Genomic DNA, 24,955 nt, shown 5'->3' on the forward strand with positions numbered 1-24,955 from the left:
GAATCAAGGACTGGAAACAACCGGTCATTATTCGGAGGGCACGTATTCTACAACTTCCAGATCGAAACCGGATATCGCATTAAATTTCATTGGCGCAGACATCAAGCGCATTTTGCGCACGCCCAGGTCCCGAAGGATCTGCGAACCGGCACCGACGATGCTGTAGGTGGTCGGTTTTTTCACGGCGGTCTGATCCGCAGTTTCACGGATGTGCGCCAGCAACACGTCGCCATCAAGCGGGTGACCGAGCAGCAGCACCACGCCGCTGCCCGCCTCGGCCACCGCAGCCATGGCGGCGCGCAGGCTCCAGCGGCCCGGTTGCTTGACCATCAACAGGTCTCGCAGCGGGTCCATGTTGTGCACACGAACCAGGGTCGGTTCTTCGGCGCACACGGTGCCCAGGGTCAGGGCCATGTGCACGTCGCCTTCCACGGAATCACGATAGGTCACCAGGTTGAACTGGCCCAGTTCGCTGTCCAAAGGCTGCTCGGCAATCCGCTGAACGGTACGTTCGTGGATCATCCGGTAGTGAATCAGGTCGGCAATGGTGCCGATCTTGATGTTGTGTTCAGCCGCAAACGCTTCGAGTTCGGTGCGACGGGACATGGTGCCGTCGTCGTTCATCACTTCACAGATCACACCGCTCGGCTCGAAACCGGCCATGCGCGCCAGGTCGCACGCCGCCTCGGTATGGCCAGCGCGCGCCAGGGTGCCGCCGGCTTGGGCCATCAGCGGGAAAATGTGCCCGGGGCTGACGATGTCTTCAGCCTTGGCGTCTTTCGCGGCGGCCGCTTGCACGGTGCGAGCGCGGTCGGCAGCCGAGATCCCGGTGGTCACGCCTTCGGCCGCTTCGATGGACACAGTGAACTTGGTGCCAAAGCCGGAACCGTTGCGCGGCGCCATCAAGGGCAGCTTGAGCAGCTCGCAACGCTCGCGGCTCATCGGCATGCAGATCAGGCCACGGGCGTGCTTGGCCATGAAGTTGATGTGTTCGGCCTTGCAGCACTCGGCGGCCATGATCAGGTCGCCTTCGTTCTCGCGGTCTTCGTCATCCATGAGGATGACCATCTTGCCTTGGCGGATATCTTCAACCAGTTCTTCGATGCTATTGAGCGCCACAAGGCACCCCCTTGGGTCAGGATTTGAGGTAGCCGTTGGCGGCCAGAAAGCTTTCGGTGATGTTTCCAGAAGTTGGCTCTGCGGCCTTATCGCCCAGCAACAGGCGCTCCAGATAACGGGCAAGCAAGTCGACTTCAAGGTTCACCCGGCGACCTGGCTGATAAGACGCCATGATGGTTTCGCTCAAGGTGTGGGGAATGATCGTCAGCATGAACTCGGCGCCATCGACCGCGTTCACGGTCAGGCTGGTGCCGTCGACGGTGATCGAGCCTTTATGGGCGATGTACTTGGCCAGATCCTTCGGCGCACGGATGCGGAATTCCACGGCGCGAGCATTCTCGGTACGGGAAACCACTTCACCCACACCATCGACGTGACCGCTGACCAGGTGCCCGCCGAGGCGAGTGGTCGGGGTCAGGGCTTTTTCCAGGTTCACCGGGCTGCCGCTTTTCAGGTCATTCATGGCGGTGCAGTCGAGGGTTTCGCGACTGACGTCCGCCGCAAAGCCGTTGCCTGGCAATTCAACCGCGGTCAGGCACACGCCGTTGACCGCGATGCTGTCGCCCAGTTTGACGTCGCTCAAATCGAGCTTGCCGGTTTCTACGTGGACCCGCACATCTCCGCCTTTTGGGGTCAATGCACGAATACTGCCGATGGATTCGATGATGCCGGTAAACATGGAGTCCTCCTCGAGAACAGGGCCGTCGCGTGGCGCAGGCCGGGAATTATACGCTCGCCGCTGGCGCAGGAATGGCGATGACTCGCCAGTCATCGCCAACCGCGCGGATTTCGGTGATTTTGAGCTCGGGCGCGTCCTTCATTTGCGCCAGCGGCCAGTCCAGCAACGGCCGGGCCGAGGAGCCAAGGAACTTGCCGGCGATGAAAATCTGGAATTCGTCCACCAGCCCTTGCTGGGCAAAAGCCCCGGCCAGACGCGGACCTGCTTCGACCAACACTTCGTTGACCCCGCGATTGGCCAGTTCGACCAGCAACTTGCGCAGGTCAACCAAACCATCGTCGCCCGCCACGATCAGGCATTCCGGACCGTTGGCATATTGCTCTTCAATCGCCATGCAGGTGGCGACCAATGCCGGGCCGGCCTTGAAGAACGGTGCATCCAGTGGCACTCGCAGACGGCCGTCGATCAGCACGCGCAGCGGTGGACGGCTCATGGCCAGGGCCGTTTGCTCGGCGTCCAGGCCCAGCTCATCGGCACGCACGGTCAAGCGGGCGTTGTCCGCCAGCACCGTGTCGGCGCCGGTCAGCACCACGCTGGCCTGGGCTCGCAGGCGTTGTACCGCCGAACGTGCGGCCGGGCCGGTGATCCATTGGCTCTCGCCGCTTTCCATCGCCGTGCGACCGTCCAGGCTCATGGCCAACTTGACCCGCACGAACGGCAAGCCATGTTCCATGCGCTTGAGGAAGCCTTGATTGAGCTTGCGCGCCTCGCCTTCCAGCACGCCACTTTCGATGGCGATCCCGGCCTGGGCCAAGCGTTGCATGCCGCGACCGGCCACCGACGGATTCGGGTCCTGCATCGCCGCGACGACCCGCGCAAGGCCGGCATTCACCAGCGCATCGGCGCAAGGCGGCGTGTGGCCGTGGTGGCTGCACGGTTCGAGGGTTACGTAAGCGGTGGCGCCTCGGGCCTTATCGCCTGCGGCACGCAGGGCGTGGACTTCAGCGTGGGGCTCGCCGGTGCGCACATGCCAGCCTTCGCCGACAATCTGCCCGTCACGCACGATCACGCAGCCAACGCGAGGGTTGGGGTGCGTCGTGTAATGACCTTTGCGCGCCAGTTCCAGGGCGCGGGCCATGTAATGGGCGTCGAGGATGGCTTGTTCTGGGGACGTGGTCATTCTTTCACCGGCTCACGGGCCAGGCGATCGATCTCTTCACGGAACTCATTGAGGTCCTGGAAGCGCCGATACACGGAGGCGAAACGAATGTAGGCGACTTCATCGAGCTTTTGCAGCTCGGCCATCACCAGTTCACCGACCACGAGGGATTTGACCTCGCGCTCGCCGGTGGCGCGCAGTTTGTGTTTGATGTGCACCAGCGACGATTCGAGGCGCTCGACACTCACCGGGCGTTTCTCCAGCGCACGCTGCATGCCGGCGCGCAGTTTTTCTTCGTCGAAGGGCTGACGGCTACCGTCGGTTTTGATCAGGCGCGGCAACACCAGTTCGGCGGTCTCGAACGTCGTGAAACGCTCGCCGCAGGCCAGGCATTCACGCCGGCGGCGCACCTGTTCGCCCTCGGCGACCAGACGCGAGTCGATGACCTTGGTGTCGTTGGCACCGCAGAAGGGACAGTGCATGGTGGCAGGCAACAAAAAAAGGGAGGGCCATGGTAGCGCATCCCCGTGGCAAGACAAGCCATAGGGTTTGCGGTATACAGACGGACTATAGAGCTTGATCCATGGATTTCACCTTGCTGGAGCCGCAAATGTCCCTAAGACCACTCGTATTGCTCAGTGTTTTCAGCCTGCTGGTGGCCTGCAGCAGCGATGCGCCCAAACCCCAGCCGCCGACACCAGGGCCAGCCCCACAAGCCGCGCAGAAAAAAGCCAAGGAGTCCGCCAACCTCGGCCCGCTGCCCGCGTATCAGCGTGAATTGAGCGGCACCCTGCAAGGCATACCGGCCGGTGCCGAAGTCGAACTGGCGCTGCTGGTGATCGATGCCCAGGACCGCCCGCAACAATTGCTCGCCAGTTCGAGCCTGATCGGCACCAATCAGGTTCTGCCGTTTCACCTGCGCTTCAACCCGGAATCGTTCCCGGCCGGCGTTCGCGTTGAATTGCGCGGTCGTGCCAGCCAGTCTGGCCAGTTGATTTTGCACCTGCCCTCGCAGGTCATTACCCAGCCGACAACCCAGGCCTTGGGTCAGCTGCAATTCGTCAAAGCGCCATGATTGCACCGCTCGACCTGCAACAAGCGTTGGGTGAATTGCTCGGTGATGCGCAGCTTGTGCCGGTCGCATTGCCCGATACCGAGCTGAAACTCTGGCTGATCGACGGCGATAACATGGACCGCGCGTTCAGCCCCGAAGAAACCCGGCGGATTCTGCATGAACCGCCCTACTGGAGTTTCTGCTGGGCCAGCGGCCTGGCGGTTGCCCGCTATCTCGCCGCATTCCCTGAATGGGTCGAAGGCAAGCGGGTGCTGGATTTTGGTGCTGGTTCCGGGGTGGCGGGGATCGCGGCCGTCAAGGCCGGGGCACTGGAAGTGGTAGCCTGTGACCTCGACCCGCTGGCGATTGCCGCCTGTCGGGCGAATGCTGAACTCAATCAAGTGGAGCTGAGCTACTCAACGGACTTTTTCGCCGAGGCGGATCGGTTTGATCTGATTCTGGTGGCCGACGTGCTCTACGACCGGGCGAATCTGCCGTTGCTCGATGAGTTTTTGAGCCGTGGCAAGGAGGCGCTGGTGGCGGATTCGCGGGTGAGGGATTTCAGGCATCCGCTGTATCAACGCATCGAAATGCTGGAGGCGATGACCTTGCCGGATCTGGCCGAGCCGGAAGAGTTTCGGCATGTGAGCCTGTACCACGCGCGGCGCAGCCAAGAGCATCGCGAGCAAGCTCGCTCCCACAGGTGATCTACGTCATCCCAAAGATCTCTGTGGGAGCGAGCTTGCTCGCGATGACAATACGCCAGACACTCGATGACTAACTGCCATTCGCTTCCGGCCGCCCCCCATCAAGCCTTATAGTTGCCCCATTCACGCTTTTACGAGATCCCCCATGAGTCAGGAAACGCCGTACATCTTCGACGCCACGACCGCCGATTTCGACCAGTCGGTGATCGAGAATTCTTTCCACAAACCGGTGCTGGTGGATTTCTGGGCCGAATGGTGTGCGCCGTGCAAAGTGCTGATGCCGATGCTGCAAACCATCGCCGAGAGCTACCAGGGTGAGTTGCTGCTGGCCAAGGTCAATTGCGATCTCGAACAAGACATCGTCGCCCGCTTCGGTATTCGCAGCCTGCCGACGGTGGTGTTGTTCAAAGACGGTCAGCCGGTGGACGGTTTTGCCGGTGCACAGCCGGAATCCGCCGTGCGGGCGATGCTTGAGCCTCACGTGCAAATGCCGCCACCCGCAGCGGCCGATCCATTCGAGCAAGCCCAGGCCCTGTTCGACGACAGCCGTTTCGCCGATGCCGAAGCCGCGCTCAAAGTGCTGCTGGGCGAAGACAACACCAACGCTGGCGCCTTGATCCTCTACGCCCGTTGCCTGACTGAACGGGGCGAACTGGGCGAAGCGCAAACCGTGCTCGACGCAGTGAAAAGCGACGAGCACAAAGCAGCGCTGGCCGGCGCCAAGGCGCAGATCCAGTTCCTTGGCCAGGCCAAGGATTTGCCGGATGCCGCAGACCTGAAAGCGCGCCTGGCGAAAAACCCGCAAGACGATGAAGCGGTGTATCAGCTGGCAATCCAGCAACTGGCCCGTCAGCAGTACGACGCCGCGCTGGATGCGCTGCTGAAGCTGTTCATCCGCAATCGCAGCTACAGCGAAGGCTTGCCGCACAAGACCTTGCTGCAGGTGTTCGAACTGCTGGGCAATGATCACCCGTTGGTGACCACCTACCGCCGCAAGTTGTTTGCCGCGCTTTATTGAAAGATCTTTGCGATTTACTCGATCCAGCTGTAGAGCGGCGTATCCCCGCCGCTCGTCACCTTCACATCCGCGCAATGGCGCAGGCGCACCAACAGGCGTTTGCCTGATCCCGCGCTGCCGGTCAGTCCTTCCAGCTGCTCCAGCAGATCCGGCCCGCTCAAATGCCCGGCCTTGCGCAGCAAGTCTTTGGCGACCTGCCACAGCGCATCATCCTGATTCACCGGTTTGGCCGGGGCGACACTGGCCTCAGGCTTGACCACCTGCAACTGCGCACCCAGCCGCGCCCAATCACCGTCGTCCATCTCCAGCGTCAAATCCACCGGCCAGTCGCCGATGCTTCCGCGAATTCGCAACATAAGTCTGCTCCTGCACATTTCTGACGTGCATGCTCCCATGTGACTTGCGCAACGCCAAGCAGACGGTCAAACTTCCCGCACTTTCGTTATAAGATTACATAACAAACTCTTCATTTTACTTTCGGAGACCCGCCATGCGCCGTCTGCTGCTCGCTCTGCCGTTCGCCCTGTTGCCGCTGGCCGTCGCCCACGCGGCTGAAGAACATGATCATGACCATGAACACGGCAGCCTCAGCGCCCACGAACATGGCGTCGGTCGCCTGAATGCAGCGCTGGACGGTCAGACCCTGGAGCTGGAACTGGAAAGCCCGGCGATGAACCTGGTGGGCTTCGAACACGTTGCCTCCACGGACGCCGACAAGGCCAAGGTCGCCGCCGCTCGTGCGCAGCTTGAGAAACCGTTGGCACTGTTCAACCTGGCGAAAGCCGCCGGTTGCGTGGTGGCGACCCAGGAACTGGAAAGCCCGTTGTTTGGTGACAAGCCGGATGCTGATGACGATCACGATGCCAAAGACGAGCATCACCACGACCACAGCGAAATCCACGCCCACTACCAATTCACCTGCTCAGCCCCCGGCGCGCTGAAAACCCTGGACCTGGCAAATATCTTCAACACTTTCCCGGCCACCCAGAAGATTCAGGTACAGCTGATCAGCCCGAGCGGGCAGCAAGGGGTTGAAGTGACGGCCAAGGCTGCCGCCCTGAAATTCTGAATTCACCGAAGATCCCCTGTGGGAGCGAGCCTGCTCGCGATAGCGGCCGAACAGTCGACATCTATGTTGAAGGTGATGGCCTCATCGCGAGCAGGCTCGCTCCCACAGGGGGTTTGTGTTGAAGGTGAAATTGAGACAAGTATCTAAACCCCATGAAACCGGCGCCATGACCCAAGCACTCATCGAACTGTCTGACCTGGGCTTCAGCTGGCCCGGTCACCCGCCGCTGCTGGACATCCCGGCGTTTCGCCTGGAACCCGGCGAAACCCTGTTCCTCAAAGGCCCCAGCGGCAGTGGCAAGACCACCCTGCTGGGCCTGCTCGGCGGTGTGCAAAAGCCCGATCGCGGCAGCATTCGCCTGCTGGGCCAGGAACTGACCGAACTCGGTGCCGGCGCGCGTGACCGCTTTCGCGTCGATCACACCGGGTACATTTTCCAGCAGTTCAACTTGCTGCCGTTCCTCTCGGTGCGCGAGAACGTCGAGTTGCCCTGCCACTTTTCAAAGTTACGCGCCGAACGGGCGAAACAGCGCCACGGCAGCGTCGACCAGGCCGCAGCCACTCTGCTCGCACATTTAGGTTTGAAAGATGAAAGCCTCCTCAGCCGCCGCGCCGATTCGCTGTCCATCGGCCAGCAGCAACGGGTCGCCGCCGCGCGTGCGTTGATTGGTCAGCCGGAACTGGTGATCGCCGACGAACCGACCTCGGCCCTGGACTACGACGCTCGCGAAAACTTCATTCGCCTGCTGTTCGCCGAATGCCGCGAGGCCGGTTCGAGCCTGTTGTTTGTCAGCCACGACCAAAGCCTCGCGCCGCTGTTCGATCGCCACCTGTCGCTGGCCGAACTCAATCGCGCCGCCACCCCGTTCGAGGTCTGAGATGTATTTGTTTCGTCTAGCCCTGGCCAGCCTGGCTAACCGTCGCTTCACAGCGATCCTCACCGCGTTCGCCATCGCCCTGTCGGTCTGCCTGCTGTTGGCCGTTGAACGGGTGCGCACCGAAGCCAAGGCCAGTTTCGCCAGCACCATCAGCGGCACCGACCTGATCGTCGGCGCGCGTTCCGGTTCGGTGAACCTGTTGCTGTACTCGGTGTTCCGCATCGGCAACGCCACCAACAACATTCGTTGGGACAGCTTCGAACACTTCGCCAACAACCCGAAAGTGAAGTGGGCAATCCCGATGTCCCTCGGCGATTCCCATCGCGGTTACCGCGTGATGGGCACCACCGAGGCGTACTTCGAGCACTACCAATACGGCCATCAACAGCACCTCGAAGTGGCCGATGGCCGCGCCTTCGCCAGCGATCCGTTCGAAGTGGTGCTCGGCGCCGAAGTGGCCGACGCGCTGCACTACAAACTCGGCGACAAACTGGTGCTGGCCCACGGCGTGGCCGTGATCAGCCTGGTCAAGCACGACGACAAACCGTTCACCGTGGTCGGTATTCTCAAGCGTACCGGCACCCCGGTGGACCGCACGCTGCACATCAGCCTCGGCGGCATGGAAGCGATTCACGTCGACTGGCACAACGGCGTGCCGGCCCAGGGCAAAGGCCGGATCAGCGCTGATCAGGCGCGCAACATGGACCTGACGCCGCAAGCGATCACCGCGTTCATGCTCGGCCTCAACAACAAGATTTCGACCTTCGCCGTGCAGCGTGAGATCAATGAATTCCGTGGCGAGCCGATGTTGGCAATCCTGCCTGGCGTAGCGCTGCAAGAGCTGTGGAGTTTGATGAGCACGGCGGAAAAAGCCTTGTTCGTGGTCTCGCTGTTTGTGGTGCTGACCGGGTTGATCGGCATGCTCACGGCGATTCTCACCAGCCTCAACGAACGACGTCGCGAGATGGCGATTCTGCGTTCGGTCGGCGCCCGGCCCTGGCACATTGCGACGTTATTGGTACTGGAGGCGTTTGCCCTGGCGCTGTCCGGCGTGATCGCCGGGCTAGGTCTTTTGTACGTGGGCATCGCCCTGGCCCAGGGGTATGTGCAAGCCAATTACGGCTTGTACCTGCCACTCGCCTGGCCCAGTGAATATGAATGGACGCTGCTCGGTGGCATCCTGATCGCCGCGTTGCTGATGGGCAGCGTGCCGGCCTGGCGCGCGTATCGCCAATCTCTGGCCGATGGCCTGTCGATCCGACTATGAGGACGTTAATGATGCCCCGCGCTCTGCTTGCGCTGTTGATGCTGGTCGCCCTGCCGCTGTGGGCGGCCGAGCCGAAAGAGCTGACCTGGTCGGAAATGATCCCGCCCGACGCTGCACCGGAAGTGCCGAACATGACACCGCTGCACGACCTGTCGCAGATGAGCAGCGCGCTGGAATCGGCACCCGCCGCCAAGCAGGACATGCCTAACGCGCCCGTGGTGAAAAACCTCGACGGGCAAAACATTCGCTTGCCGGGCTACATCGTGCCGTTGGAAGTGAGCGAAGAAGGTCGCACCACGGAGTTTTTGTTGGTGCCATATTTCGGCGCCTGCATCCATGTGCCGCCACCGCCGTCGAACCAGATCGTGCATGTGAAAAGCGAAGTGGGCGTGAAGCTGGATGAGCTGTACCAGCCGTACTGGATCGAGGGGGCGTTGCAGGTCAAAGCATCGACCAGTGAGCTGGCGGATGCGGGGTATCAGATGGAGGCGGACAAGATTTATGTGTATGAATTGCCGGAGTGAATCCGGCGATTCTGTACCGTTTGATCGATAGCTATCGCGAGCAGGCTCACTCCCACAGGGGATCACCTAATCCCCGGGGGAGCGAGCCTGCTCGCGATGAGGTCATCAGCCGCACCACAAAAACCAAGGCCATCACTGTTTCATTGAGCTGAATCAAAAGACCGTATCAGACGCCTCCGTACCATTGGACATCGAATATTTTTAACGTCCTCTGGAGCCCCCATGCACAAGTCCTTGCTCAGCGCTTCGCTGTTTGCCCTCGCGCTTGCAGCCCCGCTCGCCTACGCCCACGAAGCCGGCGACATCCTCGTTCGTGCCGGTGCAATCACCGTCAACCCGAAAGCCGACAGCTCCAGCGTCAAGGTCGACCAAGGCCCGCTGGCCGGCGCCGACCTGGGTGGCAAGGCCACCATGAGCAGCGACACGCAGCTGGGTCTGAACTTCGCTTACATGATCGACAGCCACTGGGGGATCGAGCTGCTGGCGGCCACGCCATTCGAGCATGACGTGAAGATTAAAGGCACCGCCCTGGGCGCAGCCAATGGCAAACTCGGCAGCCTGAAACACCTGCCGCCAACCTTGAGCGTTGTGTACTACCCGCTGGACGGGAAGTCCGCATTCCAGCCGTATGTCGGCGCCGGTATCAACTACACCTGGATCTACGACGAACACGTCGGCAGCGAAGCACAGGCCAACGGCTTCAGCAATTTCAAGGCGGATAACTCTTGGGGCATGGCGTTTCAGGTCGGTGCTGACTACATGATCACCGACAACATCATGCTCAACGCCCAAGTGCGCTACATCGACATCGACACCACGGCGACCGTGGAAAACAACGCCGTGGCTCCGGGCACTCGGGCCAAGGTCGATGTGGATGTCGACCCGTTCATCTACATGGTTGGCCTGGGTTACAAGTTCTAAACCCACACACACAAAAGGCGCCTCGAAAGGCGCCTTTTTCATGATCGTTCCCACGCTCCGTGGTGGGAACGATCTATCGTCCCAACAACCGCGCCAAGCCAACATTCATCGGCGTCTGCTCAGGGTAGGTAAACCGCTCCAGCAACCGCCGATTGTTCGCTCGCGAGTGGCGGATGTCACCGGAACGTGCCGGGCCATAACTCACCGGGGGCAATTGACCGACCACCACCTCCAGCGCCTCAAGCATTTGCTTGAGAGAAGTTGCCTGGTTCCAGCCGACATTGACCGCGCCGACTTCGACCTGCGGTTGCTCGATGGCTTGCACCAACAAATCCACCAAATCTTCAACGTAGACGAAATCACGCGTCTGCTCGCCATCGCCAAACACGGTGATCGGCAGGCCTTTCTGCGCGCGCTCGCTGAAAATACTGATCACGCCGGAATACGGCGATGATGGATCCTGACGCGGGCCGAAAATGTTGAAGAAGCGGAAAATTACCGGTTCCAGGGCATGCTGGCGACGGTAGAAATCGAAGTAATACTCGCTGGCCAGTTTGTCCGCCGCATACGGCGTCAACGGCGCCTTGGGCGTGTCTTCATCGATCGACTCGCCTTCGCCATTGTTGCCGTAGACCGCCGCGCTGGAGGCGTACAGCACTCGCTTGACGCCAGCCTGACGCATGGCTTCGCAGACATTCAGCGAGCCGATGAAATTGCTGCGGTGAGTCTTCACCGGATCGTCCACCGAGGCCTGCACTGACGCTACCGCTGCCAGATGCGCCACGGCCCTGCAACCGATCACGGCCTGGGCCACCAGCGCAGCATCGGCGACGTCACCCACAATGAGTTCGACCTTGGGATTGTCCAGCGGCAGGTTGCTGCGTTTGCCGGTGGACAAGTCATCAAGAATTCGCACCGAATGGCCCTTGGCAAGCAAGGCATCGGTCAGGTGCGAGCCGATGAAACCGGCGCCGCCGGTGATTAAAACAGGGCCGTCAGCCATGGCGATAGAACCTATCCAGTAAGCCCGGGAGTGCCGCGCGCCAGGCGCGGGGCTTGATCCCGAAGGTGTGCAGTATTTTCTTGCAGGCCAGCACCGCGTGTTGCGGCTCTTCGGCGGCGTCCGGGCGCGCGGCATGGGCCTGGGCGGTCGGCGCTTCGATGGCCAGCGGATGCAGGCTGCGGGCTTCGGTCAGGATCGCCTGCCCCAGCGCCAACGGCGTGGTCGCCTCATGCCCGGCGTAATGATAGGTGCCCCACAGCGGCGCCGCGCAATCGAGTTGCTTGAGCACGGAAATAATCACCCGCGCCGCGTCGTCGACCGGTGTCGGGTTGCCCCGGCGGTCGTCGGCCATCAGCAATTCTTCCGGCTGTTCGGCGCGACCGAGGAAACGCCCGAGGGTGCCGTCGGGGCTGTCATCGAGCAGCCAACCGAATCGCAGCAGCACGTGTTGCGGGCAGGTGGCGCGCACGCTTTGTTCGATCCGCCACAAGGCTTGACCGCGCAAGCCCAGCGGCACCGGCTCGTCTTTTTCGCTGTAGGCGGTCGCCCGGGAGCCGTCGAACACCCGATAGCTCGACGGTTGCAGCAGCACAATGTTGTGGTGCTGGCACAGTTCGGCCAGACGCTCGACCGCCCGCTCCTGCCCGGCCAGACGCTGTTCGCTGACCGTCTCCGCCTGAAACCAGTCGAAGTAGTAGGCGAGATTGATCAGCGCGTCCGGGCGGGTGTCGTCGAGCAGTTGCGTCAGGCTCGCGGCATCCCAGCCGTCTTGCGGTGGGCGGGGGGCGAGGAAACCGATGTCTTCCTCCGCACCGAGGCGAATCAGCGCCTGCCCAAGGGCATTTCCGCCGCCCAGTAACATAAGGCGCATTCGCATAGAGTCAGCAGGCCCAGTCTGATTGGAACGATGGTTTTATCGACAGCGCCCATGGGCGATGTCGTTGATAGTTGCCGGAATCGTTGCATTTTGCGGGTTTAGTGCGCAACCGTCATCCGTAAAGTGTAGATCCCCGGGATTTGGGGTGCTGCTACTGGCCTCATCGCGGGCAAGCCCGCTCCCACAGGGTTATCGGATGGCCACAGAATATTGGCTCAACACATAACCCTGTGGGAGCGGGCTTGCCCGCGATAGAGCCCTGAAGTACAGCGCAGATCCCGAGCGGTACTTGCATCTTCAGTCACCCACCCGCATAAATCACCCATGAATCTGCCCATCCCCACGGACGCGGCCCTGGCAGGCTTCCACCCCGCCGTCAGCGCCTGGTTCAGCAATACCTTCCCGACGGTCACCGCCGCCCAGGCCCGGGCGTGGCCGCTGATCCGCCAGCACCGCTCGACCCTGATCGCCGCGCCCACCGGATCGGGCAAAACCCTCACGGCCTTCCTCGCGGTCATCGACGACCTGGTCCATCGCGGCCTGGACAACGGCGGCCACCTGCCCGATGAAACCCTGGTGGTCTACGTCTCACCGCTCAAAGCCCTGTCCAACGACATCCAGATCAACCTGCAAAACCCGCTGGCCGGCATCACCGAGCAATTGCGCGCCATGGGCCTGCCCGAATTGCAGATCAACACCGCCGTGCGCACCGGCGATACGCCGCAAAAAGAGCGCTCGGCCATGCGCCGAAGTGCACCGCACATTCTGGTGACCACCCCGGAATCCCTTTATGTGCTGCTCGGTTCAGACTCTGGCCGACAGATGCTCGGCACCACGCGCACAGTGATCGTCGACGAAATCCACGCCATCGCCGCCAGCAAACGCGGCAGCCACCTGGCCCTGAGCCTCGAACGTTTGCAGGCACTGTGCCCGGAACCGCTGATGCGCATCGGCCTGTCCGCCACGCAAAAACCCATCGGGGCGGTCTCGCGCTTTCTCGTGGGTCGCGACCGCGAGTGCGAAATCATCGACATCGGCCACGCCCGCCCACGGGATCTGGACATCGAAGTGCCGCCAGTGCCGCTCTCGGCAGTGATGGCCAACGATGTCTGGGAATTGGTCTACGACCGCCTCGCCGTCCTCGCCCGCGAACACCGCACCACGCTGATTTTCGTCAACACCCGGCGCCTGGCCGAACGCCTGAGCCGGCATTTGAGCGAGCGCCTCGGCAAAGAGGCCGTCGCCGCGCACCACGGCAGCCTGGCCAAGGAATTTCGCCTCGATGCGGAACAGCGCCTCAAGCGCGGTGATCTGCAAGTGCTGATCGCCACGGCCTCGCTGGAACTGGGGATCGACATCGGCGACGTCGACCTGGTGTGCCAGATCGCCTCGCCGCGCTCGATTGCCGGTTTTCTGCAACGGGTCGGTCGCTCCGGGCACCAGGTCGGCGGCACGCCCAAGGGCCGCTTGTTCGCCACCACCCGCGATGACTTGATCGAATGCGCCGCCCTGCTCGACTGCGTGCGCCGTGGCGAACTCGACACCCTGCAGATTCCCAAGGCGCCGCTGGACGTGTTGGCGCAGCAGATCATCGCCGAGGTTAGCTGCCGGGAATGGCAGGAGCAGGCGCTGCTGGAGATGTTCCGCAAAGCCTCGCCCTACGCCGACCTCGACGAAAAACATTACCAGGCGCTGCTGAACATGCTCGCCGAGGGCTACAACGGTCGTCAGGGAATCCGCAGCGCGTACCTGCACCGTGACGCCGTAACCCGCACGTTGCGTGGTCGTCGGGGCAGCAAACTGACGGCCGTGACCAGCGGCGGAACGATCCCGGACAACGCCGATTACAGCGTGCTGCTGGAGCCTCAAGGGCTGAACATCGGCAGCGTCAACGAAGACTTTGCCGTGGAAAGCATCGCCGGGGATATCTTCCAACTGGGCAATACGTCGTACCGAATCCTGCGCGTCGACACCGGCAAGGTCCGGGTCGAAGACGCTCAGGGCCAGCCGCCGACCATTCCGTTCTGGCTTGGAGAAGCACCGGGACGCAGCGCTGAATTGTCATTCGCCGTCGCGCGCCTGCAAGCGCAGCTCGACGAACTGCTCAGTGCCACACCGGGCAATTTGCAGCCCGCCATCGACTGGCTGACCGACACCCTCGGCCTGAACCTCGCCAGCGCCGAACAATTGGTCGATTACCTGGCCCGGGCACGCCTGACATTGGGCGCCCTGCCCTCGCAAGACACGCTGCTGATGGAGCGGTTTTTCGACGAATCCGGCGGCACGCAATTGATCATCCACTCGCCGTTCGGCAGTCGCATCAACCGCGCCTGGGGCCTGGCCCTGCGCAAGCGTTTCTGCCGCACCTTCAACTTCGAATTGCAGGCTGCCGCCAGCGAAGACGCGATCGTGCTGTCGCTGTCCACCAGCCACAGCTTCGAACTCGACGACGTCTGGCACTACGTGCACAGCAACACCGCCGAACACCTGCTGATCCAGGCCATACTCGATGCGCCGCTGTTTGGCGTGCGCTGGCGCTGGAACGCCGGGGTGGCGTTGGCGTTGCCGCGCTATACCGGCGGACGCAAAGTCGCGCCGCAGATCCAGCGCATGAAAAGCGAAGACCTGATCGCCAGCGTGTTTCCCGATCAGATTGCCTGCGTGGAAAACCTCGCCGGCGAACGCGAAGTGCCAGAGCATCCGCTGGTGGAACAAACCCTCGACGATTGCCTGCACGAGGCCATGGACAGCGAAGGCTGGCTGGCGTTGTTACGGCGTATGGAAAGCGGCGATGTCCGGCTGATCAGCCGCGATTTGCCGGCGCCCTCACCCCTGGCAGCAGAAATCCTCAGCGCCCGCCCCTACACCTTTCTCGACGATGCGCCGCTGGAAGAACGCCGCACCCAAGCGGTGCTTAACCGGCGCTGGACCGATCCGCAGTCCACCGACGACCTCGGCGCGCTGGACGCCGAAGCGATTCAAGCGGTGCGCGACGAAGCCTGGCCCGCCCCCACCAGCGTCGATGAAATGCACGAGGCCTTGATGAGTCTGGCGTGCATCTCCGATGTCGAGGCGCAGACCAATGCGCATTGGCTGGATTGGCTGAACGCACTTGCCGACAGCGGCCGCGCCAGCCGTTTGCAGCTCAACGCCAAGCAATCGCTGTGGTTGGCGCTGGAGCGTCTGACTTGCCTGCGGGCGATTTATCCACAGGCGAATTTGCTGCCACCGATGGAGGCGCTGCCAGGTTTCGATGAAGTCTGGGAGCCGGACGAAGCCGTGCTGGAAGTGATTCGCGCGCGGCTCAGCGCGTTTGGTCCATTGCCGCTGCAAGCGATTGCCGAACCCTTGGGATTGCCGGCCATTGAAGTCACCCAAGCGCTGGCGCAACTGGAGCGCGAAGGTTATGTGCTGCGCGGTCAATTCACCCCTGGCGCCAGTGAGGACGAATGGTGTGAGCGGCACCTGCTGGCGCGGATTCATCGCTACACGGTCAAGCGCCTGCGGCGGGAAATCGAGCCGGTGGCGTTGCAGGATTTCATGCGGTTTCTGTTCGACTGGCAGCATCTGTCGGCCGCGACGCAAGGCCAGGGCAACGCGGTGTTGCCCGCCATCGTCGCGCAGTTCGAAGGCTATCCCGCTGCCGCTTCCGCTTGGGACAGCGACATTCTGCCGATGCGGATCAAAGGCTATTCGGCGAGTTGGCTGGACGACCTGTGCCGCAGCGGCAAACTGGTCTGGACGCGCCTGACTGCGCGCAACAAGACGGCCGGCACGGCGTTGCGCAGCACACCGATTCTGCTGCTGCCGCGCAGTCAGGTCGGGTTGTGGAGCAGCCTGACCGAGCAGACCCCGGCCAGCGAACTGTCGCCCAAGACGCAAAAGGTCTACGAAGCACTCAGCCAACATGGCGCGCTGTTCTTCGATGAGTTGATTCACGAGGCGCACCTGCTGCGCGCCGAGCTGGAAATTGCCTTGCAGGAACTGGTCGGCGCCGGGCTGGTGAACGCCGACAGCTTCGCCGGCCTGCGAGCGCTGATCACCCCGGCCAGCAAGCGACAGAACCGCAGCAGCCGACGTGGGCGTGGGGCGTTTGTCGGCGGGATGGACGATGCCGGGCGCTGGGCTTTGCTGCGACGCGGTCCTGCCGTGCCGGTTGTGGATAACAAGCGCCCGGCGCCGACGCCGAGCGACACCCTGGAACATATCGCCATGACCTTGCTTCGGCGCTACGGCGTGGTGTTCTGGCGTTTGCTGGAACGGGAAGCGGATTGGTTGCCGAGCTGGCGCGAATTGCTGCGCACGTTCCATCGGCTGGAGGCGCGGGGGGAGATTCGCGGTGGACGGTTTGTCAGTGGTTTGGCTGGAGAGCAATTTGCGTTGCCCGAGGCAATTCCGTTGCTGCGCGAAGTCCGGCGCCGGCCGCATGACGGGAGTTTGATTGCGGTGTGCGGGGTTGATCCGCTGAACCTTGCCGGGACTTTATTGCCCGGGGCGAAGGTGCCGGCGTTGGCGAGTAATCGGTTGGTGTATCGGGATGGTCTTCCGGCTGCCGCCGAAATCGCTGGGAAGCAGGTTTTCTGGGTGGAACTGGATCAGCAATCGACTGCTGAACTACACAGCAAGCTGATCCGGCATTGATGGTGTCCGGGCGGGCCTCATCGCGGGCAAGCCCGCTCCCACAGTTAATCTGTGTCTGAGCCAAATTTTATAACCGACACAAATCCTTGTGGGAGCGGGCTTGCCCGCGATGAGGCCAGTAGCACCAACGCAATCTATTGGGTACGAGGCTGATCCGGCAACAACACCGGCGAATTTTCGGCCACCGGCCCATCCTCTGCCATCGCCTGTTTCGGCATCAAAACCTGCTGTGGATAAGTCTGCGCGAAATGCACCCATGGGCTGTTATCCACAAGCTTCTTCAACCGCTGGTTAAACGCCCGGCTTACTGCATATTGCCCACCCGACACCGTGCGGAATTGCGCCGTCAGCACCACGCCGTTGAGGTCCATTTTGTCGACGCCAAACACGTCCAGCGGACCTTGCAGGTTGTACTTGAGAAACGCGTCCTCGCGGATCGAATCCCCCGCCTCGCGGATCAGCTCGATGGCTTTGTCGACATCGGTGTCGTAGGTGAACTGCACCGAGAAAAACGCATACGCAAACTGCCGCGATTGGTTGGTCACTGCCTTGATCTGACCGAACGGCACCGAGTGCACGAAACCCTTGCCGTCCCGCAGGCGCAAGGTGCGGATGGTCAGGCCCTCGACCGTGCCGGCATGGCCGGAGTCGAGCACCACCCAGTCGCCGATCGACAGCGTGTCTTCGATGATGATGAACAACCCGGTGATCACGTCCTGCACCAATTGCTGCGAACCGAAACCGATGGCCAGGCCGACCACCCCGGCACCGGCCAGCAACGGCGCGACGTTGATCCCCAGATTGGCCATGGTGGTGATCGCGCAGATCACCACCAGGATGATTTTGATCGCGTTGCGCAGTAGCGGCAGGATCGTTTTCACCCGCGTACTCGGCTGCGACGTGCGCTTGTTGACCGGCGGTTTCAGCGCTTCCTGGATCGCCGTATCGAGCACCACCCACAGCAACCAGGTCACCAGAAAGATCAGCCCCATGCTGCTCAACGACTCACTGATCGCCCGCCCTACCGAGTTTTGCTCTGCAAATTCGAACAGCGACACGCCCCAGATCCGCCCAAGAATTTCGATGAAGGCCACGGCCATGATGATTCGCAGCAACGCATGCAGCAGACTGAGAAAACGCTCTTTGTAGGCGCTGCTGTGCTGGATCGCCGCGACCTGACGCGACTTGAACATGTGCTGGAAAATCGTGCTGAGAAACACCGTGGCGATCAGCAGAATGGTGGTGAACAACGCACAGCGCAGCGCCTTCTGATTGTCATCGCCGACGCCGAGCAGGTTGATCGCCGAGACCATCACCATCAGCAGGATCGGCCAGTACCAGAGCCCGGAAAAGATCCGCAGGGATTCTTGCAGCGACGGCTGTTTGAGGCGCTGGGCCAGCGGTCGGTTACGGATCAGATGTGCCACCGGGCGCCGCAAACGGATCACCAGTAATCCGAAGATGATCGAGACGAAAAAACCGGTGAGCACGGCAGCGCTGCTGGTGATGTTGCCGCCCAGTTGCCGGGCGATCTGCGGGCTGGTCAGCGCATCGCTGAGTGCGGCGAGGAAGCCGATCAGGAACAGCGGTCGCGGGCAGAAATCGCGGATGATCTGCACCGCCCTGCGCTTGTGGCCGGTATTGAACATGACAATCACGCAGAGCAGCATCGAGGTCGAGAAAATGCCGCTGCTGGTGGCGTAGGCGAAACACAGCGCCAGCGCACGGCCCACCGAGGCCGGCAGGAAATGGCTGACGTAAAGGGTCAACGGCAGGCAGATCAGGGCCGGTAGCGTGTAAGGCAACACATAATTGAGCAGATCCTGACTGCGCTGGCGGGTTCGCAGATAGCGGCCCTGGTTCAAGCGTTTGGCGAGGATCCCGCCGAGTACGGTGAGCAAGGCAAAGCTGCCGAGCCAGACGCCAGACAACATCAGGAAGTCGCCAATCACGCTCCAGCCTGAACGGTTGGAGGGTCGATTGACCAGTTTGTCCACCTCATTCGCCGCCCGGTCGGCCCGCAGGCGCCAGGCATCGACCAGGTTTTCGTTGAGGTCGAGCTTGTCCTGAACGTCGTCGATGCTGGAGCTGATGGCCCCGAGCAGGCCGCCCTGGACCAACGGTTCAGGCGTAGCAGGCTCCTCGGCAGTGGCGGGAACACCCGGCAGCGTGACGGCTTCCAACTCGTTGCTGCCCAGAAACAGCAACGCCCCCAGCAGTATCGCGGTCTTGAACTTGAGCAAAACGGGAAGCTCCTTGGGAAGGGTCTGTAAGGAACTGATCGGGAAATGGCGGGCAAGTTCGGTTTTGCCCGCGAGATAACTAACACCGCAGTTCCCCTGTGGGAGCGAGCTTGCTCGCGATGGCGGTCTGCCTGTCACATATATGTTGAATGTGCCGCCGCTATCGCGAGCAGGCTCACTCCCACAGGGTTTTGTAGTGTTCTGTCGATATTTGACCTGCACGCAAATATCAAATGCCCACCCCTCTATTTTTCCGCACAACCCAAACCCCGACACTGCGCTCCATCAATCAAACCCACCGGAGTTGCAGTCATGCCCATTGCCTTGCTCGCGCTGACCCTCAGCGCCTTCGCCATCGGGACGACCGAGTTCGTCATCGTTGGCCTGTTACCCACCATCGGCGCTGACCTCGGCGTCAGCCTGCCGTCCGCCGGCCTGCTGGTCAGCCTTTACGCCCTGGGCGTTGCCATTGGCGCCCCGGTGCTGACCGCCCTCACCGGCAAAGTCCCGCGCAAATGGCTGCTGTTGTCGCTGATGGTGCTGTTCACCCTTGGCAACCTGCTGGCGTGGAAAGCCCCCAGCTACGAATCGCTGGTCCTGGCGCGGATCGTCACCGGCCTCGCCCACGGGGTGTTTTTCTCGATTGGCTCGACCATCGCCACCAGCCTGGTGCCGAAGGAAAAAGCCGCCAGCGCGATCGCTATCATGTTCACCGGCCTCACCGTGGCGCTGGTCACCGGTGTGCCGCTGGGGACCTTCATCGGTCAGCATTTCGGCTGGCGTGAAACCTTCCTCGCCGTGTCCGCCTTGGGCGTGATCGCCTTTATCGGCAGCCTGCTCTACGTGCCGAAAAACATCGCCCACAGCAAACCGGCTTCGCTGTTGCAGCAATTGCAGGTGCTCAAGCAGCCACGCCTGCTGCTGGTGTACGCCATGACCGCAGTGGGTTACGGCGGTTCGTTCATCGCTTTCACCTTCCTGGCGCCGATTCTCCAGGACATTTCCGGCTTCAGCGCCAGCACGGTCAGCCTGGTGTTGCTGGTCTACGGCATCTCGGTGGCGGTGGGCAACATCTGGGGCGGCAAACTGGCGGACAAGCGCGGCCCGATCAGCGCCCTGAAAATCATCTTCGCCCTGCTCGCTGCCGTGCTGTTCGTGCTGACCTTTACCGCCGGCAACCCATGGCTGGCGCTGGCCACCGTGCTGGTCTGGGGCGCGGTGGCGTTCGGTAACGTGCCGGGGCTGCAAGTGTATGTGGTGCGTCAAGCCGAACATCACACCCCGCATGCGGTGGACGTGGCGTCGGGGCTGAACATCGCCGCGTTCAACCTTGGCATCGCCGGTGGCGCGTGGGGTGGTGGGTTGATCGTTGCGCACATGGGCTTGATCCATACCGCGTGGATTGGCGGGCTGGTGGTGTTGGTGGCGTTGGCGCTGACGGCGTGGAGCGGTCGACTTGATCGACTCGCCCCGTTCTATGCCAAGCCAGTTGAAGGTTCAACCCGCGTCGTCACGGGTCACTGACGAACCCTGTGGGAGCGGGCTTGCCCGCGATGGCGGCCGCACATTCGAAGCTAATGTGACAGTCATAACGCTATCGCGGGCAAGCCCGCTCCCACAGGTTCTGCTGTGATTTTTTGAAAGTGTACCGTCCGTAAACCCGTCGAAACTTTCTCCCCCGCCCCGAAGTCATCAAAAGACAGGGGCAACCGAGGACCATTAGACGGGAGGCGACATGGCGGCGATTCACATCGGTATTTCAGGCTGGCGCTACACACCCTGGCGGGGAGGTTTCTACCCGAAGGGGCTGACCCAGAAGCGCGAATTGCAGTTCGCATCACGGGCGGTCAACAGCATCGAAATCAATGGATCGTTTTACGCCCTGCAACGGCCTGAACGTTACGCTCAGTGGTACGCCGAAACCCCGGCAGACTTCGTGTTCAGCGTCAAAGCCCCGCGGTTCATCACCCATATCAAACGCCTGCGGGACATTCATAAACCGCTGGCGAATTTCTTTGCCTCCGGAATCCTTGAGCTCAAAGAAAAACTCGGCCCGATCCTGTGGCAGTTCCCGCCCAATTTCAAATTCGACGTCGAGCTGTTCGAAAGCTTCCTCGAGCAATTGCCCCACGATACCCAACAGGCGGCCGCCCTAGCCTGCCAGCACGATTCGCACCTGCACGGCCCCGCCAGCATGAAGGCGTACAAGAAAAAGCCACTGCGCCATGCGGTCGAAATCAGGAACGAGAGCTTTATTGATCCGTCGTTCGTGCGCCTGCTCAAACGCTACAACGTGGCCCTGGTCATCGCCGATACCGCCGGAAAATGGCCATACCGCGAAGACGTCACCAGTGATTTCGTCTACCTGCGCCTGCATGGCGCCGAAGAACTCTACGCCAGCGGTTACACCGCTGAGGCACTGGAGCGCTGGGGCGAGCGGATTGACGCCTGGAACCACGGCCAACAACCGGCGGATCCGCAGCTGATCGCACCTCGGCAAAAGCCGAAAACCCGCAAGTCCCGGGAAGTATTCTGCTATTTCGACAACGACATCAAGGTCCGCGCCCCCTTCGATGCGCGACGCTTGCTTGAGCACTTCCATCTCGACAAAGACCTCGCTACCGCCCCCGGCGAACCTGCTGCCGAAGGGGTATTGCCATGAGCATTTCCGAACCGGTCGGCACCACCGACGAACAGCAACCCATCATCACTGCCGTGCGCCGTTTCACCGTGCTGACGGTCAATACCCACAAGGGGTTCACCGCGCTTAACCGACGCTTCATCCTCCCGGAATTGCGCGAAGCGGTGCGCAGCGTGTCTGCCGACGTGGTGTTTTTGCAGGAAGTCCACGGCACCCACGAGCATCATCCCCAGCGTTACAGCAACTGGCCGACGATGCCGCAGTACGAGTTCCTTGCCGACACCTTATGGCCGCAATTTGCCTATGGCCGCAACGCGGTGTACCCGGCGGGTGATCACGGTAATGCGCTGCTGTCGAAGTTCCAGATCATTCGCCATGACAACCTCGACGTCTCGATCAGCGGCCATGAGAACCGCGGCCTCCTGCACTGCGTGCTGCGCCTGCCGGGCGATGGCCGGGAAGTGCATGCCATTTGCGTGCATCTGGGGCTGCGTGAGAGCCACCGCACGGAACAACTGAAGTTACTGGCGCGACGCCTTGAAGACCTTCCGGTCGACGCCCCGGTGATTGTCGCCGGCGATTTCAACGATTGGCGCCTACGGGCCGATGCCTTGCTCAAGCCCTGCGGACTGCGCGAGGTGTTTGCCGAGCATCTCGGTAAACCGGCGCGCAGTTTTCCAGCGCGACTGCCGGCGTTACGCCTGGACCGTATCTATGTGCGCAACCTCAAGGCCAGCCGTCCGCAAGTGCTGGCGGCACGTCCCTGGTCACACCTTTCCGACCACGCACCGCTGTCGGTGGAGATCGAGCTATGAGCAGCGCCCCGATGGAAAAAGCCACCGTTGAACACGTGCCGACTACCCCGCCGGTGCGTGAACCCGGCGTGGTCGACGTCGAATACGGCTGGCAGGGCAACAACCTTGTGGAAATGCTGGAAAACGGCGAAGCCTATTTCCCACGGGTATTCGAGGCCATGCGCCAGGCCAAGACTGAAATCCTCCTGGAAACCTTCATTGTGTTCGAGGACAAGGTCGGCAATGAGCTGCAACAAGTGCTGATTGAAGCCGCACAACGCGGTGTACGGGTCACCGCCAGTCTCGACGGGTTCGGCTGTGGCGAGTTGACCACCGGGTATCTCACTGCATTGAGCCAGGCCGGTGTGCGCCTGCAAATATTCGATCCGGCACCCAAGCGTTTGGGCATCCGAACCAACTGGTTCCGCCGTCTGCACCGCAAGATTGTAGTGGTGGACGGCACGATTGCGTTCATCGGCGGGATCAACTTTTCCGCCGACCACCTGGCCGACTTCGGCCCCGAGGCCAAGCAGGATTACTCGGTTGAAGTGCAAGGCCCGGCGGTGGCCGACATTCATCACTTCGCCCTGCTGCAAAGTGGCCGCCCGGCCCGCGCCAAATACTGGTGGCAACGCCGCCGGCAGAGGCGTTCGGAAATGGCGTTCAGTGACCACGACGGCCAGGTCCGGCTGGTGTACCGCGACAACGGCGACCATCGCACGGATATCGAAGAGGTTTACCGGCAGGTGCTGCGCAGTGCCCAGCGCCGGGTCGTGATCGCCAATGCCTACTTCTTTCCGGGTTACCGCTTGCTGCGCGAAATCCGCAACGCCGCTCGCCGTGGCGTCGACGTGCGCCTGATTCTGCAGGGGCAACCGGACATGATGGTGGCCAAACTGGCCGCGCGCATGACCTACGACTATTTGCTCAAGGCCGGCGTGCAGATCTTCGAATATTGCGAACGCCCGCTGCACGGCAAAGTCGCGCTGGTGGATGAGGACTGGAGCACCGTCGGTTCAAGTAATCTCGACCCGTTGAGCCTGTCGATGAACCTGGAAGCCAACGTGTTGATCCGCGACCGGGCCTTCAACCACGATCTGTTCGAACGGCTTGAGGTGCTGAGCAATAACCACTGCAAAGCCATGTCAGCGGACAAGTCGCCGCGCGGACGGATCTGGCACATGACCGTCGGCTTTCTGGTGTTTCACTTCCTGCGCCATTTCCCGGCGTGGGCCGGTTGGCTGCCGGCGCATAAACCTCGTCTGAAACCCTTCACTCATCCCGCCGGGAGCGATCACCATGGACCGCGTTGAGGCTCACTCGGCAGCTCACGACGACAGCGCAACAACTGACCCGGTAAAGAAAACACGCTGGAGCCGCTGGAAAAAACCGCTGACGATGCTGTTTTTCCTGGCGCTGATCGTGCTGTTCACGATGCTCGCCCAGCGCATCGAATGGAACGAAGTCTTCGACACCCTGGCCGATTTCAAGGTGCGCACGCTGATCATTGCGTCCGGCCTGACGCTGATGAGTTTTCTGGTGTATGCCTGCTTCGACCTGATCGGCCGCACCTACATCCGCCAGGACCTGACCTGGAAACAGATCCTGCCGGTGGGGATCATCAGCTACGCCTTCAACCTGAACCTGAGCGCGTGGGTCGGCGGGATTGCCATGCGTTATCGCCTGTATTCGCGGCTCGGGGTGAGCAAAAGCAACATCGCGAAAATCCTCGGTTTGAGCCTGGCGACCAACTGGTTCGGCTACATGGTGATTGCGGGCGCGGTGTTCAGTAGCGGACTGGTCAGAATGCCGCCGGGCTGGAAATTGAGCAGCGGCGCATTGCAAGGTGTGGGGGTGTTGTTGCTGCTGGTGAGCGCGGGGTATCTGGCGGCGTGCCAGTTCTCCAAACGTCGGGAATGGGCGATACGCGGGGTGGAAATCAACCTGCCGTCCTTGCGCATGGCGGTGCTGCAACTGGCCCTCGGAGCGCTGAACTGGTCGCTGATGGCGGCGGTGATCTTCACGTTGCTGCCCAGCAAACTGGATTACCCGTTGGTGCTGGGCGTGTTGCTGATCAGTGCGATTGCCGGGGTGATTACCCATATTCCTGCCGGCCTTGGGGTCCTGGAAGCGGTGTTTGTGGCGCTGCTGCAACATGAGGCTTCGCGGGGGAGCCTGGTGGCGGGGTTGCTGGCTTATCGGGCGATCTATTTCATCTTGCCGTTGCTGATTACGTTGGTGATGTATCTGGTGGTGGAGGCCAAGGCGAAGTCGCTGCGGATTGCTAAAAAGCCCAAAGAGTCAGGTTGATTTCGTGGACGCCATCGCGGGCAAGCCCGCGATGGCGTCCTCAAAAACGCTG

General features: G+C 61.7%; 22 protein-coding genes. 14 read left to right on the forward strand and 8 right to left on the reverse strand.

Annotation, left to right across the window (positions count from 1 at the left end):
* Positions 1 to 27: 27 nt before the first annotated feature.
* From ribBA to nrdR, 4 genes are read right to left on the reverse strand one after another with little or no spacing between them, the layout of a single operon-like run.
* Positions 28 to 1,119, reverse strand: a complete 1,092-nt coding sequence (ribBA, locus tag K0F88_RS28805; protein WP_109635198.1) for a bifunctional 3,4-dihydroxy-2-butanone-4-phosphate synthase/GTP cyclohydrolase II — start codon at positions 1,117 to 1,119, stop codon at positions 28 to 30.
* Positions 1,120 to 1,135: 16 nt separating this feature from the next.
* Positions 1,136 to 1,798, reverse strand: a complete 663-nt coding sequence (locus K0F88_RS28810) for a riboflavin synthase (protein WP_010467322.1) — start codon at positions 1,796 to 1,798, stop codon at positions 1,136 to 1,138.
* Between the two features lie 46 nt (positions 1,799 to 1,844).
* Positions 1,845 to 2,978, reverse strand: coding sequence for a bifunctional diaminohydroxyphosphoribosylaminopyrimidine deaminase/5-amino-6-(5-phosphoribosylamino)uracil reductase RibD (ribD, locus tag K0F88_RS28815; RefSeq protein ID WP_219097482.1), 1,134 nt, complete (start codon positions 2,976 to 2,978; stop codon positions 1,845 to 1,847).
* Positions 2,975 to 3,439, reverse strand: coding sequence for a transcriptional regulator NrdR (nrdR, locus tag K0F88_RS28820; RefSeq protein ID WP_003228656.1), 465 nt, complete (start codon positions 3,437 to 3,439; stop codon positions 2,975 to 2,977). The genes ribD and nrdR overlap by 4 nt, the downstream gene beginning before the upstream one ends.
* Positions 3,440 to 3,567: 128 nt before the next feature.
* On the opposite strand from nrdR, the gene K0F88_RS28825 reads away from it, so the two are divergent.
* From K0F88_RS28825 to trxA, 3 genes are all read left to right on the forward strand, one after another.
* Positions 3,568 to 4,032 (forward strand): YbaY family lipoprotein, encoded by a 465-nt coding sequence (locus tag K0F88_RS28825; RefSeq protein ID WP_094470446.1) that lies wholly within the window; start codon positions 3,568 to 3,570, stop codon positions 4,030 to 4,032.
* Positions 4,029 to 4,718, forward strand: a complete 690-nt coding sequence (locus tag K0F88_RS28830) for a methyltransferase (protein ID WP_219097483.1) — start codon at positions 4,029 to 4,031, stop codon at positions 4,716 to 4,718. The genes K0F88_RS28825 and K0F88_RS28830 overlap by 4 nt, the downstream gene beginning before the upstream one ends.
* 145 nt (positions 4,719 to 4,863) lie before the next feature.
* Positions 4,864 to 5,736 (forward strand): thioredoxin, encoded by an 873-nt coding sequence (trxA, locus tag K0F88_RS28835; protein WP_219097484.1) that lies wholly within the window; start codon positions 4,864 to 4,866, stop codon positions 5,734 to 5,736.
* A 14-nt stretch (positions 5,737 to 5,750) separates the two neighbouring features.
* On the opposite strand, the gene K0F88_RS28840 is transcribed toward trxA, so the two are convergent.
* The gene (locus K0F88_RS28840) at positions 5,751 to 6,092 is read right to left on the reverse strand and encodes a hypothetical protein (protein ID WP_094470418.1); all 342 of its coding nucleotides are present in this window, start codon (positions 6,090 to 6,092) and stop codon (positions 5,751 to 5,753) included.
* 134 nt (positions 6,093 to 6,226) lie between these two features.
* On the opposite strand from K0F88_RS28840, the gene K0F88_RS28845 reads away from it, so the two are divergent.
* The 5 genes from K0F88_RS28845 (at position 6,227) to K0F88_RS28865 (ending at position 10,394) form a co-directional block, all read left to right on the forward strand.
* Complete coding sequence (locus K0F88_RS28845) at positions 6,227 to 6,805, forward strand: DUF2796 domain-containing protein (RefSeq protein ID WP_094470417.1); 579 nt, start codon at positions 6,227 to 6,229, stop codon at positions 6,803 to 6,805.
* A gap of 166 nt (positions 6,806 to 6,971) precedes the next feature.
* Positions 6,972 to 7,682 (forward strand): ABC transporter ATP-binding protein, encoded by a 711-nt coding sequence (locus K0F88_RS28850; RefSeq protein WP_010467315.1) that lies wholly within the window; start codon positions 6,972 to 6,974, stop codon positions 7,680 to 7,682.
* A gap of 1 nt (position 7,683) precedes the next feature.
* The gene (locus tag K0F88_RS28855) at positions 7,684 to 8,949 is read left to right on the forward strand and encodes an ABC transporter permease (protein ID WP_219097485.1); all 1,266 of its coding nucleotides are present in this window, start codon (positions 7,684 to 7,686) and stop codon (positions 8,947 to 8,949) included.
* A gap of 11 nt (positions 8,950 to 8,960) precedes the next feature.
* Positions 8,961 to 9,473, forward strand: coding sequence for a DUF3299 domain-containing protein (locus tag K0F88_RS28860; protein ID WP_102593826.1), 513 nt, complete (start codon positions 8,961 to 8,963; stop codon positions 9,471 to 9,473).
* 222 nt (positions 9,474 to 9,695) lie between these two features.
* Complete coding sequence (locus K0F88_RS28865) at positions 9,696 to 10,394, forward strand: OmpW family protein (RefSeq protein WP_219097486.1); 699 nt, start codon at positions 9,696 to 9,698, stop codon at positions 10,392 to 10,394.
* 73 nt (positions 10,395 to 10,467) lie between these two features.
* Here K0F88_RS28865 and K0F88_RS28870 read toward each other — a convergent pair whose 3' ends face one another.
* Both K0F88_RS28870 and K0F88_RS28875 read right to left on the reverse strand, forming a co-directional pair.
* On the reverse strand, positions 10,468 to 11,397 hold the full coding sequence (locus K0F88_RS28870) for an NAD-dependent epimerase/dehydratase family protein (RefSeq protein ID WP_219097487.1): 930 nt from the start codon (positions 11,395 to 11,397) through the stop codon (positions 10,468 to 10,470).
* Positions 11,390 to 12,274 (reverse strand): sugar nucleotide-binding protein, encoded by an 885-nt coding sequence (locus tag K0F88_RS28875; protein ID WP_219097488.1) that lies wholly within the window; start codon positions 12,272 to 12,274, stop codon positions 11,390 to 11,392. Before K0F88_RS28875 ends, K0F88_RS28870 begins: the two co-directional genes overlap by 8 nt.
* A gap of 324 nt (positions 12,275 to 12,598) precedes the next feature.
* Between K0F88_RS28875 and K0F88_RS28880 the strand changes: the two genes are divergently transcribed.
* A complete protein-coding gene (locus K0F88_RS28880) occupies positions 12,599 to 16,915 on the forward strand; it encodes a DEAD/DEAH box helicase (protein WP_219097489.1) in 4,317 nt (1,438 codons plus the stop codon).
* Between the two features lie 134 nt (positions 16,916 to 17,049).
* Here the strand turns inward: K0F88_RS28880 and K0F88_RS28885 are convergent, their stop codons facing one another.
* Complete coding sequence (locus tag K0F88_RS28885; RefSeq protein ID WP_219097490.1) at positions 17,050 to 19,158, reverse strand: mechanosensitive ion channel family protein; 2,109 nt, start codon at positions 19,156 to 19,158, stop codon at positions 17,050 to 17,052.
* A 312-nt stretch (positions 19,159 to 19,470) separates the two neighbouring features.
* Here K0F88_RS28885 and K0F88_RS28890 point away from each other — a divergent pair, with 312 nt between their 5' ends.
* From K0F88_RS28890 to K0F88_RS28910, 5 genes are all read left to right on the forward strand, one after another.
* On the forward strand, positions 19,471 to 20,682 hold the full coding sequence (locus tag K0F88_RS28890) for an MFS transporter (protein ID WP_219097491.1): 1,212 nt from the start codon (positions 19,471 to 19,473) through the stop codon (positions 20,680 to 20,682).
* A gap of 211 nt (positions 20,683 to 20,893) precedes the next feature.
* Positions 20,894 to 21,820: a DUF72 domain-containing protein gene (locus tag K0F88_RS28895; RefSeq protein ID WP_219097492.1), complete on the forward strand. Its 927-nt coding sequence runs from the start codon at positions 20,894 to 20,896 to the stop codon at positions 21,818 to 21,820.
* Positions 21,817 to 22,614, forward strand: coding sequence for an endonuclease/exonuclease/phosphatase family protein (locus K0F88_RS28900; RefSeq protein ID WP_219097493.1), 798 nt, complete (start codon positions 21,817 to 21,819; stop codon positions 22,612 to 22,614). The genes K0F88_RS28895 and K0F88_RS28900 overlap by 4 nt, the downstream gene beginning before the upstream one ends.
* The gene (clsB, locus tag K0F88_RS28905; RefSeq protein ID WP_219097494.1) at positions 22,611 to 23,906 is read left to right on the forward strand and encodes a cardiolipin synthase ClsB; all 1,296 of its coding nucleotides are present in this window, start codon (positions 22,611 to 22,613) and stop codon (positions 23,904 to 23,906) included. Before K0F88_RS28900 ends, clsB begins: the two co-directional genes overlap by 4 nt.
* The gene (locus tag K0F88_RS28910; protein WP_219097495.1) at positions 23,893 to 24,903 is read left to right on the forward strand and encodes a lysylphosphatidylglycerol synthase domain-containing protein; all 1,011 of its coding nucleotides are present in this window, start codon (positions 23,893 to 23,895) and stop codon (positions 24,901 to 24,903) included. Before clsB ends, K0F88_RS28910 begins: the two co-directional genes overlap by 14 nt.
* Positions 24,904 to 24,955: the final 52 nt, after the last annotated feature.

Source organism: Pseudomonas sp. UMAB-40 (assembly GCF_900095275.1).
Lineage (GTDB): Bacteria > Pseudomonadota > Gammaproteobacteria > Pseudomonadales > Pseudomonadaceae > Aquipseudomonas > Aquipseudomonas mandelii_B.